Here is a 19,503-nt window from a genome sequence, read left to right on the forward strand (position 1 = left end):
TTTCAGCTCCTTTTATTTTTAAATTTTTTCAATGCGACAATAATAAAAACCATCGCCACGCCCTACTTGTGGGAGTAGTTGGCGACCATGAATCTGCTCAACACCCCAATCGGCATCAATTTTAATTTCTTTCGCATCCGTATGTTCAGCAAAGAAGTCGACCATTTGCTGTTCATTTTCGGCTTTCAAAATCGAGCAGGTGATGTAAAGCAATGTGCCGCCGACTTTGAGTTGTTGCCACATATTTTCAAGAATTTGCTTTTGCAGCTGTACTGTTTTAGCAATATCGCCCGACTGACGCAGTAAACGAATATCGGGATGGCGACGGATTACTCCAATGGCAGAACAGGGTGCATCGAGAACGATACAATCCGCCAGTTCAGGCGATGTCCATTTCACTGCATCGGCAGTGATAATGTCGACATACTTTTCATTTAAAGCCAAACGCTCTAAGTTTTCAGAGACACGTTTTAAGCGCTTTTCATCTTGGTCGAGTGCAATCAGTTTTTTCGGCTGATACATCTCTAAAATATGCGCTGTCTTGCCGCCAGGTGCTGCACAGGCATCAATTACGAATTTGCCATTTAAGTCTGGCAACAAGGTTGCACAGAGTTGCGCATGTTCATCTTGTACTGAAAAACCACCTACTTCAAAACCCGGTAGGCTTGGGATATGCAGACTGTCATCCAACACAATACCGACATTCGAAAGTTCACAGGCGTGTGCTTCAATGCCTTCATCTTCTAAAATTTCAAGATATTCGTCACGGCTGACTTGTAAGGTGTTCACTCTTAAGGTTAAGGGTGCAACTTGTTTAAGCTCATAGCTGATTTCAGCCAATTGCTCGCCCCAGTCTTTTTTCAAACGTTTGGATAACCAACTTGGCAGATTCGAGGCTTGTTCCAAAACATCGTAGAATTGTTCTGTTTCACGTGTTGCACGGCGTAAAATGGCATTCACCACACCACTTAAGCTTTCCATCCCCAATTGTTTGGCTGCTTCTACCGTTTCAGAAATCGCGGCATGCGCTGCAACGCGGGTACACAACAATTGGTATAAACCCACATATAAACAGGTTTCAACGACTTGGTTTTCCAGTGGCTTAGTCAACAACGGTAAAGTCACTTGTTTAAGTGCATGCCATTGGCGTAGGCAGCCAAGAACTAATTCATGGTACAAGGCACGGTCTTTGTCAGACACAATTGCCATGTGTTGCTGAAGCACCGATGCCAGTGATTGACCATTTTGGACAGCCAATAACGTTTTAACAACCTGAGCACGTAAGTTTAGAGTCTTACCTGAGGCGTGGGGAGATTGTTTCATTATAAAATTTGTCCAATATTCAGTTTTTGGGTTTGTAAAATTTGTACGGCATTTAGGGGTTTACCACCTGGCCATTGCAGAGAGCTTAAACACACTGCTTGTTCATCGCCACAAGCCACATGAACACCGTGTTTATCGATGGCTAAAATGGTCCCTGCAGCTTGAGCTTGGGCATTTTCTTGAGACAACATCGAACCCCAAACGCGCAGATTATTGCTTTCATCCAGTGCGATAAATGCGACAGGCCATGGGTTAAATGCGCGAATATTACGGTCAATTTGCACCGCTGTTGAAGTCCAATCAATTTGCGCTTCAGCCTTAGAGAGTTTGTGTGCATAGACTGTCAAAGCTTCATCTTGCACTTCGCGGTTGTCTAAATAGTGCTGCAATGTGCTTTCAGAGGCTAACACTTTGACCGTCGCTTCAGCCCCTTGGAGTGCCAGTTTGTCATGCAAACTTGCAGAGGTATCTGTAGTTTCAATCGGGCAGTAGGTTTTATACATCATATCGCCCGTATCCAAACCTGCGGCCATTTTCATAATGGTGACCCCAGTTTCGGTATCTCCAGTAGAAATTGCGCGTTGAATAGGTGCTGCACCCCGCCAGCGTGGCAACAGCGAACCGTGAATGTTTAAACAGCCATATTTAGGCGTATCCAAAACCACTTGAGGCAAAATCAGGCCATAAGCCGCCACCACCATGACATCTGCATTTAAGGCTTTCAATTCAGCCTGAGCCGCTAAGCCTTCTTCAGTTGAAGACTTAAAATGCAGCGGTTGATAGACAGGAATATCATGTGCTAAAGCCAACTGCTTCACGGCTGAAGCGGTAAGTTTCTGCCCACGACCTGCTTTACGGTCAGGTTGCGTATAGACGGCTACAATTTCGTGTTCTGTTTTTAGGAGAGCGTCTAATGCCACAGCCGCAAATTCGGGCGTGCCTGCAAAGATGATTTTCAAGAAATACTCGGAAAAAAGGAGAAGATTAAAACAATTATAGCAAAACTCGAGCAGCTACAGATTTATCCTGCATAAAAAGCCGATAGAGTAGTTCTAACTAGATGATGTGCGAGAGTTTTATTCAAAAAATAGCGGAAGGATCCTTGATAGCATATCGCTCAAAATTTGTATTTCATATAAATAAAACTCATGCAAAATTTAAAAATTATTCATAGAAGTTTTGTATTGCAAGGCGATTGAACGGGTTATAGTAGTTTCCATATGCAATTGAATGTCAGCTCATCGGTTAAAATGTAGCGCGCAAACTTACTGCCTTCGGTAATTTAGGTCGAGATGCCTAAAAACGAGATTTATGCAGAATGCGAATATGCTATGTTTAAATTTTTGACAGTTTGACACTCTCAGAACTCAGATTTTAGCCAGAGTGAATGTGGACATTCATCTCAAGCACAACTATGTTGGAAAAGTACAATGCCTGACTATCGTTCAAAAACATCAACACACGGAAGAAACATGGCGGGTGCGCGTGGCTTATGGCGCGCAACGGGGATGAAAGACGAAGACTTTGGTAAGCCGATTATTGCGGTAGTCAACTCATTCACTCAATTTGTACCGGGTCACGTTCATTTAAAAGACTTAGGTCAACTTGTGGCACGTCAAATTGAGAAAGCAGGTGGCGTAGCTAAAGAATTTAATACCATTGCGGTCGATGATGGGATCGCGATGGGACACGATGGCATGCTGTATTCATTGCCTTCACGTGACTTGATTGCAGACTCAGTGGAATACATGGTCAATGCGCACTGTGCTGATGCGATGGTCTGTATTTCAAACTGTGACAAAATCACTCCGGGCATGTTGATGGCGTCTATGCGCCTGAACATTCCTGTGGTGTTTGTCTCTGGCGGGCCGATGGAAGCGGGTAAAGTGAAAATCCGTGGTAATGAACACGCGATTGACCTTGTCGATGCCATGATTGTCGCAGCAGATGACAGCTTCACTGATGAAGAAGTGGCTGAATACGAACGTTCAGCTTGTCCAACCTGTGGTTCATGTTCAGGCATGTTTACTGCAAACTCAATGAACTGTTTAACCGAAGCTTTGGGACTATCGCTTCCGGGCAATGGTTCAACCTTAGCGACCCATGCCAATCGTAAAAAATTATTCGAAAAAGCAGGTCAGTTGATCGTTGAAATTACTAAACGTCATTATGAACAAAACGATTACAGCTTGTTGCCACGTTCAATTGCCACCAAAGCAGCCTTTGAAAATGCCATGACGCTTGATATTTCAATGGGCGGTTCAACCAATACCGTTTTACACTTGTTGGCAGCGGCGCATGAAGCGGAAGTTGACTTTACCATGACTGACATTGACCGTTTGTCACGTAAAGTGCCTGTGCTGTGTAAAGTTGCACCTGCAAAGCAAGATGTGCACATGGAAGATGTACACCGTGCGGGTGGTATCATGTCGATCTTGGGTGAGTTAGACCGTGCAGGGCTATTGGATACGTCTGTACCCACTGTGCATGAAAAAACCTTAAAAGATGCTTTGGACAAGTGGGACATCATCCGTACTGAAGATGAAGAAGTGTATCAATTCTTCCGTTCAGCACCGGGTGGTGTGCCGACGCAAACCGCATTTTCACAAGACCGTTACTACTCTCGTTTAGATGGTGACCGTGACAACGGCGTGATTCGTAATGCTGAACATGCCTTCTCTCAAGATGGGGGGTTGGCTGTCCTGTACGGTAACATTGCACTTGAAGGCTGTATTGTGAAAACAGCTGGTGTAGATGATTCCATCTTAAAATTCAACGGCACCGCACGTGTGTTTGAAAGCCAAGATGCAGCGGTAGAAGCGATTCTAGGTGGAAAAATCACCGCTGGTGATGTGGTGGTGATTCGTTACGAAGGACCACGTGGTGGTCCGGGTATGCAAGAAATGTTGTATCCAACCAGTTACTTAAAATCGAAAGGCCTTGGTAAAGACTGTGCTTTACTCACCGATGGGCGTTTCTCTGGCGGTTCATCAGGTCTATCGATTGGTCACGTGTCGCCTGAAGCGGCTGAAGGCGGTGCAATTGGTTTGGTGGAAGATGGCGACCGTATCGAAATCGATATTCCAAACCGTAGCATTCACTTAGCCGTGGATGAAGCAACGATGGCTGCGCGCCGTGAAGTGCAAGAAGCCAAAGGCTGGCAACCTGCTGAACAACGTCCACGTAAAGTGTCTAAAGCCTTAAAAGCTTATGCGATGCATACCACGAGTGCGTCTAAAGGTGCGGTACGTGAAATTTAAGCTGTAGTCTTTGACTGAGTAAAAAAAAGCACTCCATTTGGGGTGCTTTTTATTTAAAAGTCATTGGTTCAGCACAATGGAGTCTTAAAATAGGTTTCTCAAATTGCAGTTGATATCCTTCGGTTCGACCTACTTTTGTTTCGGCAAAAGTAGGCAAAACCATTGGTCGTCCGCAAAACCTGTTTATTTTCTGCATCTAAAAGAATGCCTTGAAAAAACCGCCCATTGAATCGGCTATGCAGGTTGCGGACGACGTTTCCGTGTATCAAACAACCTGATGGATTCAAGATCAATATGTTAAGACCGTGAAGAGCTTGATGGGGATTGACTCAAAAGTCTCATTGTACTTTTATGTCTAGCCTGCTTTCTATACAATAAAAACAGAAAAAATTGCCAAGACTGTAGAGCAATACGCCGCCATCGCTAAGGACAAATACAATGAGTAAAGACAATATCCGCGAACATTCAGCTCCTGTTTATGAAGGCATCGAAAATGCACCCGCACGTTCCATGATGCGTGCCACAGGCTTTAAAGATTCAGACTTTACTCGTCCCTTTGTCGGTATTGCATCTACTTGGGCCAATGTCACGCCATGTAATATGCACATCGATGGTTTGGCACGTGAGGCTGAAAAAGGGGTCAATCAAGCTGGCGGTAAAGGCATTATTTTTAATACCATTACCATTTCTGACGGGATCTCGAACGGCACCGAAGGCATGAAGTATTCATTGCTGAGCCGTGAAATTATTGCAGACTCGATAGAAGCGGTGGTGGGATGCCAGGCCTATGATGGGGTGATTGCCATTGGTGGCTGTGACAAAAACATGCCGGGTTGCATCATGGGCTTGGCCCGTTTAAACCGTCCGGGTTTGTTTGTCTATGGCGGGACGATTAAGCCGGGCGCAGGGCATACTGACATGATTTCTGTCTTTGAAGCTGTGGGTCAGCACGCCAAAGGTGAAATCAGTGCCATTCAAGTTAAACAGATTGAAGAAGTGGCACTGCCGGGGCCAGGTTCTTGTGGCGGTATGTACACTGCAAACTCGATGGCCTCTGCGATTGAAGCTTTGGGCATGAGTTTACCGGGTTCATCTGCGCAAGAAGCAGTTTCGGATGACAAGCGGATCGACTGTCAAAAAGCAGGTGAAGCGGTGATGAATTTGCTGCGCTTAGACCTGAAACCACGCGACATTATGACCAAAGCTGCATTTGAAAACTCAATTAAAGTGCTGATTGCCTTGGGTGGTTCGACCAATGGTGTGCTGCACTTACTGGCAATGGCACATACTGCTGGGGTTGAGCTGAGTTTGGATGATTTCGTCCGTATTGGGCAAGATATTCCCGTGGTGGCCGATGTACGTCCATCTGGCAAATATTTGATGTCTGAGCTGATTGCGATTGGGGGCATTCAACCGCTGATGAAGCGTATGCTGGATGCTGGCATGCTCGATGGTTCATGTTTAACCGTAACTGGAAAGACCTTGGCGGAAAATTTGGCTGAGGTCGAAGACTATCCAGAAGGTCAGCAGATTATTTTACCGTTCGACGCGCCAATTAAAAAAGACTCTCACTTGGTGGTACTTAAAGGTAACCTGTCTCCAACAGGTGCTGTGGCTAAAATTACCGGCAAAGAAGGTTTGTATTTCGAAGGGCCTGCGCGTGTCTTTGAGGGTGAAATCGGTGCGATGCGTGGTATTTTGGACGGCGAAGTTCAAGCGGGTGAGGTGGTGGTGATTCGTGGTGAAGGGCCTAAAGGTGGTCCGGGTATGCCTGAAATGCTGAAACCGACCTCAGCGATTATTGGTAAAGGACTCGGTAAATCTGTGGCGCTGATCACCGATGGTCGTTTCTCTGGCGGCAGTCATGGTTTTGTCATTGGACATGTAACCCCAGAAGCCTATGAAGGCGGGCCAATTGGTCTAGTGCAAAACGGAGATCGCATCTCGATTAATGCCGAAACCCGCGAAATGACGTGGCATGTTTCGGCAGAAGAAATTGCAGCGCGTCAAGCCGCGTGGGTGAAACCGCAACCGAATTATCGTTATGGGGCTTTGGCCAAGTTTGCAAAACTGACCACTGGTGCGGAAAAAGGCGCGGTAACTGATCTAAATTTAGATGTCTAATTGATCATTTTGCTGTGAATTGATATAAACCCTTGTAGTACTTTCAAGGGTTTAATTTAGAGGCTTTGCTCATGTCACTGTTGCGTCGATGGTTCGATCCGATTCGATCGCGTTGGTTTTATCAAAAACCGATTCGTCAAACGGTCGTATCTACAGAACAAGGCTTGAGTATTCATTTACGCCTCGACGATGTATATAGCTATTTAGCGGTTCAGCAGTTACCACAAATTGAAGAAATTTTAGCGGATGAACTGAAGCCATTGAAGGTGGTCATTTCCAGTCAGGCTGCTGAACCTCCGAACCAAATGTCGGCTTTGGAATGGCAAACTTATTGTTTAAATGATGCCAAAATTCTGTCGCGTCAGCACCGTTTTAGCTTTCACGAAACGCCAGAACAACCCAGTCCAGAGGCATTGAGCCAAGCAGAAACCATCTTGCGGCATACGCCGCTGCGTGGGCAGGACTTTTTGTATTTGCTGGAAGATGTGTTTCACATGCTGTGGCAAAAACAAGAAGGTAAGCTGCGCACCTTATATGCGATGGCCAGCCGTCATCATCAAGAGCAAAACTTTCCAGAACGTATTTTTAATGATGATGCGGTACTGGCCAGTTACTTCCAGCTCGGTGATCGTCAGTATCATGCCGTCGATGATCTGCTGCGTTTAACGCGCCGTTTAAAACAACAAAAATTATTTACCGATAACCCCATTTTTTTGATCAATCATATTGATTGGCGTGAGCATTTGATTAGTGATGCTGAAGAGTTAAATGAAATTCAGGCGCTCGATCCAGAGTTAGACTTATACGTTGCGCTGGAAGATCCAATTTCATGGTTGTTATTGGCTTATATTAAAGAAGAACTGGCCGATTATTATAATATTCAGCTCAATGTCTACCCGCTCAGTTATCACGGTCGAGATGGGTTTGATTGGAGTTTGGCAACGCGTTTATCCAAACGGACAGAAATCAAATTCACACCGTTTTGCCGTCCGACGCAAGCAGCCACTTTGGCGATGGCACAGTTATTTTATAGCGTGCCCGAAGAGCAGCGTATTGATGCCATGTATCGGATTTTGAAAGCCGTTTGGACCCAAGGCAAAGATTTATCCTTTAAATCGCATTTTGATCAACTGATGCAAGAATTGGAAATCACAGCATTGATCACCGAAGATGTAGAAGCCAAGCTTCAAGAAAATGACATGCTCTGTGAAATGAAGTCCCAGCCTGATTTCCCCGTGATTGAACTGCGTGTGGATGGGCAGAGCTATGTCTTTAATAGTCTGTATCGCGTCTGGATGATTGAAAGTATTTTCAGTAATGTGCTGGAAGATCAATATAAAACCGACCCTGTGGATGAAAGCGAAGGCTGAGTTTTTGTATACCTCTTATTGATCAAAACAGTCCAATAACACATGAAACCTAAAGCCGATGGTGTTTTAGGCTGAGTTATTAAAGTGCTTATTAATAATGTTAATGAGGTTTAACAATTAAATTCATTGTTAAATTTTATTAATAAATAGGCTTCCAAATGAAAATGATTATAATTGGCATTCTTTCTGTCTGTTGATTGATGTTATGCGTTTTCATATTTCTTCTTTGAGCTTATCCATTCTGGCCGTGATGACTACAGCAGCGTTTGCTCAGGGCGAGACACAGGAAACAGCATCATCCCAAGTTTTACCGACTTTGCAATTTGAAGCCCAAGGTGCTGATGACAAAGCGGCATATGCAGCAAAAACTGCATCAGCTGTTTTGCGTTCAGATGCCCCACTTTTTGAAACCGCACAATCGATCAGCGTGATTAGTGAAAAACAACTGGAACAGAAACAAGCAAAAACACTGTCTGAAGCCTTGCAGGGTGTAGCGGGGGTCACCGCAGGACAGTATGGTCGCCGTGGTTGGGATGACTTTATTATTCGTGGGCAGGTTTCCAGTGCACAGACCTATGTAGATGGCTTGCGTATTCAAACTTCTGATAATGCCCTACGTTCAGAGGACATCAGTGGTTTACAGTCGATTGAAGTGGTGAAAGGGCCGACATCGACTGGTTTTGGCTTTGCCTTGCCGGGCGGCTTAGTTAACTTAACCACCAAACGTCCTGAAGCTGAAACTTTTTCTCGGGGCAGTGTGAGCTATGGCAGTAATGCCTTTGTAGATGGCACATTTGATATCAATTATGCGCCAAATGATAGCGAAAAAGGGGCGTTTCGTGTGGTGGGTCATGCCTCTGACCAAGATGATCCAACTGATTATGTTTATTATAAAAATTATTATATTGCACCGTCTTATAATTTTGACTTAGGTGAAAAAGACGAATTGTCTGTGATTGCCAGCTATCAGCATCGGGATTTTATTCGCCAGCAGGGGATTCCCTATAGCAATGGCGCTTATAAAAACTATTCACAGACCTTATTTTTTGGTGCACCGAATCTAAGCAATACGGTCGATGTTCTACGCTTAGGGTCGAACTATGCGCATTATTTTGATAATGACTGGAGCTTTAAACAAAACTTTGCGGTCACCAAAACCGATGCAGATAACAATCCAGTATTGGCGGGGAGTAATAACACATTACCGACCATCAAACGGACGGTGGAAAGACAGATTAAAGATGATGTGAATTTTGCGCTAGATCATAATTTGTCGCGTCATTTTGATTGGGGCAAAACCCAATATGATTTAATGATTGGTTTAGATATGATGCATGAGCGTAGTGACTATGAACGCCGTCGCAATAGTTTGTCATCTTTTAATGCCAATAATCCTGTTTACACTGCAATTCCAAAAGCAACAACAACAATTGCTCACCAAATTACCGACACCCAATATATGGGTGTATATCTACGTAATAATTTTAAAATTGATGATCATTGGATCTTGGGCTTATCGGGTCGTCATGACTGGACACAGGTCGAAGTCGATGACCTTTTTAATGATACGACGCTGAAAAACTCGGACAACGCTTTCACGGGTAATGCATCCTTGATGTATCAAATCAATGATATGTTTGCCCCTTACTTGAGTTATGCAACCTCATTCTTTCCTGTGAGCAACACTGGCGCTGGTGGAACACTATTGGACCCTGAAGAGGGAGAGCAGTTTGAGGTTGGAGTTAAGTTCCAAAGGCTGAATCAAAGACTGCAAGGTTATGTGGCTTATTATAATTTAACCCGTCAGAACGTGACTGAGTCGGATTCTACCCTCGGTTATTATGTGCAAATCGGTGAACAAAAAACTAAAGGTTTTGAGACTGAGTTATCCGCTGCGTTGACGGATCAATGGAACTTGATCGCAACCTATAGTTATATTCCTACTGCAGAAACGACAGAAAGTACCACCAGCAGTGATATCAGCAAGCGAATTAACCATGTGCCTAAAAATGCAGCCTCTTTATCAACCCAATACTTCTTTGCAGATGAGCAATTGGGCTGGAATATTGGTGCCAGTGCGAATTATCAAGGTGCGCGTACAGCACAACGTGGGACTGATTATGTGCCACTATCGAGCTATACGCTATATGACGTCAGTGCAGGTTATGAGGCGAAAAATTGGGGCGCAAAATTCAGCGTAAAAAACCTGTTTGATAAAGAGTATTTAGTCGGAACCACGCCAAATGCACAATTGGTGAGCTGGGGCGATCCACGTACTTTCCGCTTCAGCCTAAATTTCAAATACTAAGCAGAATTACAGCGCATCACATCTGGATTCAATAACAGTTGAGTCCAGACCATTCTTTCCAGTAAGCCTCAATCTTTGGTTGAGGCTTACTTCTAAAAACAGTGATATGAGCCCAGATTTAAATTTTATAGCATGGCGCTAAGTGTTTAGAGAGAAGCGTCATGCTTGCTTTTGTTATTTTTGTTTTTGCTGTCGCAGGCATGATTAAAGGTACCATTGGTCTGGGTTTGCCCGCCGTGTCGATGGGACTTTTATCTTTGGTGATTAGCCCATTTCAAGCGGCAACTTTGCTGATTATCCCTTCCATGGTCACGAACTTTTGGCAATTGTTTGCAGAAGGGCGTGTACTGCGACTGGTACAACGCTTTTGGCCGTTGCTAGTGGGCATGATCATTGGTTCAGTTTGGAGTGTTTTTCCTACACTTGGACATGGCGAATTTCAAAGTGAAGCGCTGTTGGGCGGGATGCTGGCCATTTATGGTCTATATGGTTTGTTTGCCAAAAACATGCCCCACTTAGCCCCGTATGAAAAATATTTATCACCGATCATGGGCTATTTGGGCGGTGCTTTGACGGTGGCGACAGGAGTGGTGGTGATTCCCGTGGTGCCGTATTTGCAGTCCTTGCATTTGAAACGGGATGATTTGGTACAATCGCTCGGCCTTGCCTTTACCGTTTCAACTTTATGTCTTGCCGTGTATTTACATCTAAATCCTGTTGAAGACACTCCAATTGACTATCAACTGTCGTTGATCGCACTGCTGCCTGCATTGCTCGGAATGTGGTTGGGCACTAAAATTCGCTATCGCATCCCTGAGCAAGCCTTTCGTAAGGTGTTCTTTGTGGGCCTAGTCTTATTTGGCAGTTATATGGTTTTACATCAACTGGGCTGGCTTTAATGCGCAATGAGTTGGTCATGTTGGCTCAAGAGGAATTGACTAAAACGTTGATAATCTGCAGGGAGCTGATCAAAACACCGTGCTGCTAATAGCAACTTGCGGTTGGCCCATTTGCCTAAGAGTTCAACCTGCTGAAAATCATACTGTGCTTTTAAACGCAGGGCTGCCCGTTTGGGAATAATCGCAATGCCGACGCCATTGGCAACGACTTGGGCAATCGCGGCAAAGTTCGGCACCCGTAGACGATAGTGGATGTCACAGCCTAAGCGTTTGGCTTGCGCTTCTATTGACTGTTGTAAGGAGTGATATTGCATGAGGCCCACAAACGGATGTTGCAGTAATTCTCCCAGTTCTAGTTGTGCCGCAGTGGCAAGTGGATGCTGGCTTGGGCAGATCAGTACCAACGGGTCTTCAGCAAACTCTTGAGTTTCAAGCTGTCCCGCATCAAAAAAACCAGAGATCAGTCCTAACTGCGCCGTGCCTGTACTGAGGGCCTGAATGATGTCATTGGTTTCGGCTTCTTTTAATTCAATATGGAGCTTCGGATTTTCCATCAAATACTGCGGCAATAAATGCGGTAAGTACTCACTCTGCGCCGATGAGTTGCACCACAATATAATGTTGCTCGTTGCACTGTGAGCAAAGGGCAGCATGGCTTGTTGTAATTGCTGCTGTTGTTGCAGTAAGTGCTGCGCATGTTCCGCAAAGGTTTGTCCAGCAAGGGTCGCTTTTACCCCAGTTGCATGGCGGGTAAATAAACTGACTTTAAAATGCTGTTCTAATTTTTTAATTCGCTCACTGGCGGCCTGTAAAGAAATGGCGGAGCGTTCTGCACCCTTGGTCAGACTGCCTGTACTCAGGATATTGATAAACAATTGCAGATCAAAAAAATCAAGGCGCATGGCAGGGTCAAAGCGGAAAAGGTTGCTTTATCTTAGTCCTTTTTGCGTTTTGAGACATCCCTTTAGGTGTAATAGGAGTCAGAGCATTAGACCAAAAAAAGCAGCCCGAAGGCTGCGATCAACAATGGATAATCAAAATATCAGATAGATTAATCTTTTTGCCCTAAGCTGAAGAACCAGTTTAAGAACAATGCTGCAAACGTAGCAGTACCAATACCACCCAAGTTAAAGTTGCCAATTTGTAAGGCAAAATCACCTGTACCTAAAATGATGGTGACTGCAGCGACCATCAGGTTTTTGTTCTGTGAAAAATCGACTTTGTTTTCAATCCAAATTTTTGCACCCGCGATGGTAATCAAACCAAACACCACAATCGACGCACCGGTTAAAATCGCGGTCGGAATGGTATGGATGATGGCACCAAATTTCGGTGACAGACCCAAGAAAATGGCAAACACACCTGCGATGGCAAAAATGATGGTCGAGTAAACACGTGTGACTGCCATGACCCCAATGTTTTCACCATAGGTGGTCATGCCTGGTGCGCCGACACCACCCGCTAATGTCGTTGCGACACCATCGGCAACAAACGCTTTACCAATGTGCGGATCAAGGTTTTCACCGGTCATCGCACTCACGGCTTTAATGTGACCGAGGTTTTCTGCCACCAAAATTAACGCGATTGGTGCAATGATCATCATGGCATTGGCATTAAATTCAGGTGCATGAAAAGTCGGTAAACCAAACCAAGCGGCTTGCTGAATTGGTGCAAAATTAATCGCTGTGCCATAGCCCATAACGTTGGTCACGATGAAATAGACCAAGTAAGACAGTAACAAACCAATTAATAATAAGAGACGCTGCAATAAACCACGGGTAAAGACTGCAATCGAGCCCATACATAATACGGTAACCAGTGCCATCCACATATTAAAGGAATTGCCCGCAACGCCTTTGACCGTCACTGGGGCAAGGTTGAGACCAATAATCATCACCACAGCACCTGTCACCACAGGCGGCATCAGTTTTTCAATCCACTTGGTGCCCGTTGCCATGACCATAAAACCAAACAAGGTATAGAGCACGCCGCAGGCAATAATACCGCCGCCCGCCATAGCTAAATTTGGATTGAGTGCGCCTGTGCCCGATGCGGTATAGCCCGTTGCTGCAATCACAACCCCAATAAAGGCAAAACTTGAACCTAAATAGCTTGGAACACGTCCACCCGTCATAATAAAGAACAAGATGGTACAAATCCCGGACATTAAAATGGCAAGGTTGGGATCGAAGCCCATTAAGAAAGGGGCAAGAACCGTTGCTCCAAACATGGCAAAGGCATGCTGAACACCTAAAATTGCACTTTGTGAAGCAGGGAGGTATTCACTTGTGCCAACAGGACGTGCATCGATATTGCCTTCGTACGGGCGCCATTTGGGAAACCAATTGGACATTTTTTGAGCACTCTAAAGATAAATTGTGCACATCATACTCTTGTTTTTTAGAAGATTTAATCAGTGATACAAAAAATTGTTCAAACTAATCTCATGACTTTTCAGAACTTTTTACCGCATGGTAAAACTTTTTATTTTTAAAAATAATGATAAATCAAGGTTTAATTGGTAAATTTAGCCAATCGCTCATTCATAAATATTTATGATTGGATTGATAAAAAAAATTATAAAAGGTTTGACCATGCGGTCAATAAAAAAGCACATCATAGTGATGTGCTTTAAATGGAGCGGGCTTAAAACTTTATCCTGTGTTACGAAGACCTGCTGCAATGCCGGCGATACTCACCATAAGTGCATGATCTACAGGTGTATTTGTTTCATGACGCTCTTCTAGGTAACGGCGGCGACGTTTCATTAACTCTGCTTGGAGTAAATGCAGCGGCAATAAATACGGTTTGCGCACTCTCATAGACTGATCTAAAACTTCGTTACTGCTGAGGAGTTTAGACTCACCTTTAAGCGCTAACAGGGTTTGCACCGCATACTTTAAGCGCTGACGCAGATGTTCACCGAGCACTTTCAAGTCTTCATCATCGGTCAGATGCGACTCATAATACAGCGCCACATGAGCATCAGACTTTGAGAGCACCATTTCCAGCATATCAATCAGGGTTTGGAAATACGGCCAGGCCACCAGCATTTCATCTAAGGTAGCTTTATGACCTTGATCAATCACTTGGTTAATTGCCGCACCAGTACCCAACCAAGCGGGTAGCATCAAACGAATCTGGGTCCACGCAAATACCCAAGGAATGGCACGTAAGGACTCAATGCCGCCAGAGACTTTACGTTTTGCAGGGCGTGAGCCAAGCGGTAACATTTGCAGTTCAAGCTCTGGCGTCACTGTACGTAAGTACTTTACGAAGTGCGGGTTTTCTCGCACGGTTTGACGATACACCTGTACCGACAAATCGGTCATGCTGTGCATTAACTCGCGCCACTCAGGTTTTGGGACGGGCGGTGGAAGTAAAGTGGCTTCTAAAGTGGCAGCGGTATAAATCTCTAGGTTTTGTAGCGCAATGCCTTCTAAGCCAAACTTGAAGCGAATCATTTCACCTTGTTCAGTGACTCGAATTGCACCTGAAATCGAGCCAGGTGGCTGTGAAAACAGGGCTTGTTGCGTTGGCGCACCGCCACGGCTGATGGAACCGCCACGACCATGAAATAGTGTGAGTTGTACGCCATGCGTTTTCGCAATTGCGGTTAATTCTTCTTGCGCACGGTACTGTGCCCAATTGGCTGACATAAAGCCTGCATCTTTTGCCGAGTCCGAATAGCCAATCATGACTTCATGTTTGCCCTGAATATGCTGTTTATACCAATGCATATTGAATAGGGTATTCATGGTGGCTGCGGCGCCATCTAAGTCTTTCAATGTTTCAAACAATGGCACCACACGTAGTGGATGTTGGATGCCTGCTTCTTTTTGCAAAAGCAGTACCGCCAGCACATCACTAGGATATTCAGCCATCGAAATAATGTAGGCACCTAAACTTTCTTGAGGCTGCGCTGCCAAAGTACGCATGGTGGCAAATACTTCTTGCACTTCAGGTTGTTCAATCAAGCTTTGCGCAGGTTCATTTAAATGCTTGGGCAACAGTGGACGTTTGCTTTGTAGCTCTTGCAATAAGAAGTTTTGGCGCGCTTGTTCGGTCCACGTTTCAAAATTACCCAGACCCAAATATTCAGTAATGGCCGAAATCGCTTGGCGATGACGTCCTGACTCTTGGCGAATATCCAGTTTCAGCAGTTCAATCCCGAAACAGTTCACCCGATGGATAAAGTCCAGCAATTTGCCATTGGCAATTTCAGGCAGATTGCTGGCAATCAAAGAGCGATAACACAGCAGTAAAGGCTGTAACAGTTCATCTTTGGCTTTAATCACCAAGCTGTCATCGGCATCGGCACCGCGCAGTTTTTCTGCGAGCCAATGGCGCGTAGCTTTTAAACGTTCGCGGGTATCGCGTAGATATTCACGGTAGGGTTCAGGATGGTCTTGACCCAAGGCTTGGCGCAGTTCATCGCTACAGCTTTGAATCGACAGTTCCCAACGCAAATCTTCAATGTCACGTAAGTAAAGATCAGCCGCTTTCCAACGCGATAGCCACAGGACTTCTTGAGTAATGTTGTGTGTCACATTCGGGTTGCCGTCACGGTCACCACCCATCCATGAAGCGAAACGTACAGGTGCCACATGTAAAGGCAGACGTTGCCCGCAGTGTTCAATCACCATGTCGTCTAGTTCACGCATGAACTTCGGCACGGCATTCCATAAGGTTTGCTCAATGGTGGTAAAGCCCCATTTTGCTTCATCGACTGGGGTTGGACGGTGTTGACGAATTTCATCGGTCTGCCACGCCGAACAGATCAGTTGTTTTAAGTCTTCAAGGACTGTTTGGCGCTCACGAGGGGTCAGTTTTTGCTGATCCATTTTAAATAAGGCATCGTTAATACCATCATATTTTTGGATCAGGGTACGTCGGCTGACTTCAGTAGGGTGAGCGGTCAGAACCAGTTCAATATTTAAATCACAGATTTGCTGGAACAGCGTATCGGTTGAAATGTCGTTATTTTTAAATTTAGCAAAGAGGTGGTCGAGCGGATTTGGAGAGGGTGCGGTCTCATCAAATTCACTTTGACGACGGCTACGCACCACATGATATTGTTCCGCAATATTGGCAAAGTTCAAAAAGTGGGTAAAGGCACGCGTCAGCGGCAAAATTTCATCGTCTTCAAGGCTGAAAAACAATTGTTCCAGCTGCTTTTCGGCTTCAACTTGACCGTCCCGTGCCCCTTTGGATAAGGCCCGAATTTGCTCGACCTGATTAAACAAATCTTGTCCTGCATGCTCCTTGAGGGTTTCACCCAATAGGTTGCCGAGTAATCGGACATCTTCACGTAGTGGAGCATCAATTTGTTGAATCATGATTATTATTCCCTCGTTGTTCTTAATTTGACTATACCCCGATTCGATGACAATCCAAGTAGGGGCAGACAAAAGTAGGGGATTAATTGCTGATTTTAGAATCAAATGAATAACTTAGGGCAAGCAATTGTTTTAAAGTAAAGAGAGTTTTTAATTGCAAATATTTGAATTAATTATGAAAAATACAAGTTTAATTAACCGAATCCTAATGTTTTTGTAAGGGGTATTTTAATAAAAAAATCGCAATAGCCTCTTGAATCAGTTGCTCGCGTTGTTCGGCATTTGGCACTTCATTCATTCCCAACAACATTTCTTGGTGACGATACCCAAACAGTAAAGACATTAATAAGGTGATGACCTGATTGACCTGTTCAAACTGAAGCACGCCTAAGGCTTGAGCTTGGGCAAAGAACTGTTCCCAAATCGCCCGCATTTTGAGGTGGGAGGCTTTATAGAAGTTCTCTAGTAATGGGTTTTGTTCAGCGGCCAGCTGTAATAGTAGGTGCTCCAGCTTGATGGCCTCAGGCAGGTTAATAATATGCATCGATAACGCACAGATCTGTTCGAGCATGGGCACAAAGTCTTCGGCATGTTGCAATTGAAATGAACGACCCAGCATCAGCTTTTCACAGGTTTCCTCAATCGCACAACTGAACAGATTGGCTTTGTCTTGAAAATGGTTATACACCGTGAGTTTGGTGACGTGCGCTTCCTTGGCAATATGGTCCATGCTGGAGCCGTGGTAGCCATGTTGTAAAAACAACTGACGTGCCACCTCCAAAATACGTTGCCGTTTTTCTAAATCCTTGGGACGTCCTGCTGAAGTTTGCACACATTTTCCTAAAAAAAGTTCAAAAAGTCATTTACATCTGAGCATATCTTTAATTAGTGGGTGGTGTTTCAAAAAGTATGCTGGCATTAAACGAATCCATTATTGATATAAAAGAACACTAAATCAAAGGCTTTGAAATGATTTTCAAGCTTTTTGGAGAAGTTGCAGCTTCTCCTAAAGCCTCGCCTGATTCGATGCCGTAATCGACAATTATTGCCTTCTATACCCACAGTGAAAAATTTACCAATCAACTGTTTGCATTCTTTAAAGGTCGTAACAAAGCTATCCCAATGGTCACTTGATATACATGTATAGCTTACACCTAACTGCTTCAATTTTAATTTAAGTCGTTTTGCAGTGGCTAAATCTCGGTTACCCCATACATAAGCAACAATTTCACCTGTTTCTCGATGATAGGCATAAATTAGCCATTGTTTATTTTGCTTATGACCAACAAAAGTCCAAAACTCATCTACTTCAAGGGTTTCATAATGACTTTGCTGTGCTCGAAGTTGATATTTTGATTGGCTAAGTGTCCGTAGAACTTTACCGATACTTACTCTTTCAATTTCTGCTATATCCCTGACACCACTGCCTCGCACCATGAGGTGTAATATTTTGGTTTTGATACCTGAGTGACAGCCTTGATAACTGAGAGCATGATCACCAATAAATTGACGTCTGCATATTTTACATTGGTAATTTTGCTTACCATCTACTTTTGTGCCATTTTTCTTTATACTGTCACTTAGGCAGGCTGGACACTTGATTTCTAGAGTTATTCGCATTTCTCTATTTTATCAAAATCCAACCTGCTTTTTTTCAGCATACTTTTTGAAACACCACCAATTAGTGTACTATGCAGTATATTAATTAAAAAATAACCAAATTAAGTCTGGATATTGTGCCTGATTAATTGATGGTTATGGAAGAAGAGCAGACTTCATGAGCAAAATTCAGACCCTTGTGGCAAGTATGATGGTGGTGTGTAGTATCACCTTGTGGGGATGTAGCAAAGACACGACCGAACCAGAGTCGGTGCCTTTGGTAATGGTGAGCCAACCGAATACCACACATCTAGAACAAAAAAGCTATGCAGGCGAAGTGCAAGCCCGCCAACAAACGGCACTGTCTTTTCGGGTTGGGGGACAAGTCACGGAGCGTTTGGTCGATGTGGGTGACCAAGTTAAAGTCGGGCAAGTTTTAGCGCGCTTAGATGTGCAAGATGCCCAGTTGCAACTCAATGCAGCCAAAGCACAGTTAGAAAGTGCTCAATCGGCTGAAAAAAATGCGCAGGATGAACTCAATCGCTTTAAACAATTATTACCGAGTCATGCGGTGAGTCGTTCACAGTACGACAGCGTTGAAAATCAATATAAAGCTGCACTATCGAGCTTGAAACAAGCACAAGCCAATTATAACGTTACGCAAAACCAAACCAGTTATAACCAACTGATCGCCAATAAAAACGGCGTGATTACCGAGCGTAATATTGAAATTGGACAGGTGATTTCAGCAGGGCAACCCGCATTTCAACTGGCCATTTCAGGTGATCGTGAGGTGGTGATTGGTGTGCCTGAACAAGCCATTGCTCAGATTAAAGTTGGGCAAGACGCAATCGTCACCTTGTGGTCCAAACCTGATGAGCGTTTTGCTGCCTACGTCCGCGAAATTTCGCCTGCCGCAGATCAGTCACGTACTTTTAGTGTCAAAGTGGCTTTGCGTGAAGGACAAAATACGATTCAACTGGGACAGAGTGCTCGGGTGTTTTTCAGCTCAACTGAAAGCAATGTGTTGAGTGTACCGTTAGCCAGTGTTTCTGCTGCGGGTAAAAATGCCTATGTCTGGGTGGTGAATGCTGACAACAGTATTCGTAAAGTGCCTGTCAGTGTGGGGGAGTATGGTCGAGACAGCGTTACCATTCGTTCAGGTTTACAGCCAAAGGACTATGTCGTGGTGGGTGGGGTACATTTACTGCGTGAAAAACAAAAAATTCAACCGATTAGCCGTGACAATAAAACGGTCAAGATTGCGATAGGGAGTTAAGT

Annotated in this window: 13 protein-coding genes; 6 read left to right on the top strand and 7 right to left on the bottom strand. The window is 44.4% G+C overall.

Annotation, left to right across the window (positions count from 1 at the left end):
- Window positions 1–18: 18 nt before the first annotated feature.
- Both rsmB and fmt read right to left on the bottom strand, forming a co-directional pair.
- Window positions 19–1,323 (bottom strand): 16S rRNA (cytosine(967)-C(5))-methyltransferase RsmB, encoded by a 1,305-nt coding sequence (rsmB, locus tag ACSC9N_RS00185; protein ID WP_004691874.1) that lies wholly within the window; start codon window positions 1,321–1,323, stop codon window positions 19–21.
- Window positions 1,323–2,282: a methionyl-tRNA formyltransferase gene (gene fmt, locus ACSC9N_RS00190; RefSeq protein WP_004691873.1), complete on the bottom strand. Its 960-nt coding sequence runs from the start codon at window positions 2,280–2,282 to the stop codon at window positions 1,323–1,325. Before fmt ends, rsmB begins: the two co-directional genes overlap by 1 nt.
- Window positions 2,283–2,753: 471 nt before the next feature.
- On the opposite strand from fmt, the gene ilvD (ACSC9N_RS00195) reads away from it, so the two are divergent.
- The 5 genes from ilvD (ACSC9N_RS00195) (at window position 2,754) to ACSC9N_RS00215 (ending at window position 11,284) form a co-directional block, all read left to right on the top strand.
- Window positions 2,754–4,583 (top strand): dihydroxy-acid dehydratase, encoded by a 1,830-nt coding sequence (ilvD, locus tag ACSC9N_RS00195; protein ID WP_078388253.1) that lies wholly within the window; start codon window positions 2,754–2,756, stop codon window positions 4,581–4,583.
- A 438-nt stretch (window positions 4,584–5,021) separates the two neighbouring features.
- Window positions 5,022–6,707, top strand: coding sequence for a dihydroxy-acid dehydratase (ilvD, locus tag ACSC9N_RS00200; RefSeq protein ID WP_395474974.1), 1,686 nt, complete (start codon window positions 5,022–5,024; stop codon window positions 6,705–6,707).
- 71 nt (window positions 6,708–6,778) lie between these two features.
- Entirely contained in the window at window positions 6,779–8,077 is a 1,299-nt protein-coding gene (locus ACSC9N_RS00205; protein WP_242759839.1) for a hypothetical protein, read from the top strand.
- A gap of 205 nt (window positions 8,078–8,282) precedes the next feature.
- Window positions 8,283–10,385 carry a TonB-dependent siderophore receptor gene (locus ACSC9N_RS00210; protein WP_395474975.1) on the top strand — a complete coding sequence of 701 codons (2,103 nt, stop codon included), beginning with the start codon at window positions 8,283–8,285 and terminating at the stop codon, window positions 10,383–10,385.
- Between the two features lie 161 nt (window positions 10,386–10,546).
- Window positions 10,547–11,284 carry a sulfite exporter TauE/SafE family protein gene (locus tag ACSC9N_RS00215; RefSeq protein WP_395474976.1) on the top strand — a complete coding sequence of 246 codons (738 nt, stop codon included), beginning with the start codon at window positions 10,547–10,549 and terminating at the stop codon, window positions 11,282–11,284.
- Here the strand turns inward: ACSC9N_RS00215 and ACSC9N_RS00220 are convergent.
- The 5 genes from ACSC9N_RS00220 to ACSC9N_RS00240 form a co-directional block, all read right to left on the bottom strand.
- Window positions 11,281–12,186, bottom strand: coding sequence for a LysR family transcriptional regulator (locus ACSC9N_RS00220; protein WP_395474977.1), 906 nt, complete (start codon window positions 12,184–12,186; stop codon window positions 11,281–11,283). The two genes, ACSC9N_RS00215 and ACSC9N_RS00220, sit on opposite strands and share 4 nt — an antisense overlap.
- Before the next feature lie 149 nt (window positions 12,187–12,335).
- Window positions 12,336–13,637, bottom strand: a complete 1,302-nt coding sequence (locus tag ACSC9N_RS00225; RefSeq protein ID WP_058951473.1) for a solute carrier family 23 protein — start codon at window positions 13,635–13,637, stop codon at window positions 12,336–12,338.
- Window positions 13,638–13,938: 301 nt separating this feature from the next.
- Window positions 13,939–16,623: a phosphoenolpyruvate carboxylase gene (ppc, locus tag ACSC9N_RS00230; protein ID WP_159151818.1), complete on the bottom strand. Its 2,685-nt coding sequence runs from the start codon at window positions 16,621–16,623 to the stop codon at window positions 13,939–13,941.
- A gap of 205 nt (window positions 16,624–16,828) precedes the next feature.
- A complete protein-coding gene (locus ACSC9N_RS00235) occupies window positions 16,829–17,455 on the bottom strand; it encodes a TetR/AcrR family transcriptional regulator (RefSeq protein ID WP_279734761.1) in 627 nt (208 codons plus the stop codon).
- 86 nt (window positions 17,456–17,541) lie between these two features.
- On the bottom strand, window positions 17,542–18,243 hold the full coding sequence (locus ACSC9N_RS00240) for an IS1 family transposase (protein WP_004282341.1): 702 nt from the start codon (window positions 18,241–18,243) through the stop codon (window positions 17,542–17,544).
- Window positions 18,244–18,400: 157 nt separating this feature from the next.
- On the opposite strand from ACSC9N_RS00240, the gene ACSC9N_RS00245 reads away from it, so the two are divergent.
- Window positions 18,401–19,501, top strand: coding sequence for an efflux RND transporter periplasmic adaptor subunit (locus tag ACSC9N_RS00245; protein ID WP_395474979.1), 1,101 nt, complete (start codon window positions 18,401–18,403; stop codon window positions 19,499–19,501).
- Window positions 19,502–19,503: the final 2 nt, after the last annotated feature.

The sequence above is a fragment of the Acinetobacter sp. PC34 genome, from assembly GCF_051789135.1.
GTDB lineage: Bacteria > Pseudomonadota > Gammaproteobacteria > Pseudomonadales > Moraxellaceae > Acinetobacter > Acinetobacter johnsonii.

What these genes read in the sequence shown, in the direction of transcription:
- rsmB (WP_004691874.1), bottom strand. Translation starts at nt 1,323, where the DNA reads ATGAAACAATCTCCCCACGCCTCAGGTAAGACTCTAAACTTACGTGCT.
- ilvD (WP_078388253.1), top strand. Translation starts at nt 2,754, where the DNA reads ATGCCTGACTATCGTTCAAAAACATCAACACACGGAAGAAACATGGCG.
- ilvD (WP_395474974.1), top strand. Translation starts at nt 5,022, where the DNA reads ATGAGTAAAGACAATATCCGCGAACATTCAGCTCCTGTTTATGAAGGC.
- ACSC9N_RS00205 (WP_242759839.1), top strand. Translation starts at nt 6,779, where the DNA reads ATGTCACTGTTGCGTCGATGGTTCGATCCGATTCGATCGCGTTGGTTT.
- ACSC9N_RS00210 (WP_395474975.1), top strand. Translation starts at nt 8,283, where the DNA reads ATGCGTTTTCATATTTCTTCTTTGAGCTTATCCATTCTGGCCGTGATG.
- ACSC9N_RS00215 (WP_395474976.1), top strand. Translation starts at nt 10,547, where the DNA reads ATGCTTGCTTTTGTTATTTTTGTTTTTGCTGTCGCAGGCATGATTAAA.
- ACSC9N_RS00220 (WP_395474977.1), bottom strand. Translation starts at nt 12,186, where the DNA reads ATGCGCCTTGATTTTTTTGATCTGCAATTGTTTATCAATATCCTGAGT.
- ACSC9N_RS00225 (WP_058951473.1), bottom strand. Translation starts at nt 13,637, where the DNA reads ATGTCCAATTGGTTTCCCAAATGGCGCCCGTACGAAGGCAATATCGAT.
- ppc (WP_159151818.1), bottom strand. Translation starts at nt 16,623, where the DNA reads ATGATTCAACAAATTGATGCTCCACTACGTGAAGATGTCCGATTACTC.
- ACSC9N_RS00240 (WP_004282341.1), bottom strand. Translation starts at nt 18,243, where the DNA reads ATGCGAATAACTCTAGAAATCAAGTGTCCAGCCTGCCTAAGTGACAGT.
- ACSC9N_RS00245 (WP_395474979.1), top strand. Translation starts at nt 18,401, where the DNA reads ATGAGCAAAATTCAGACCCTTGTGGCAAGTATGATGGTGGTGTGTAGT.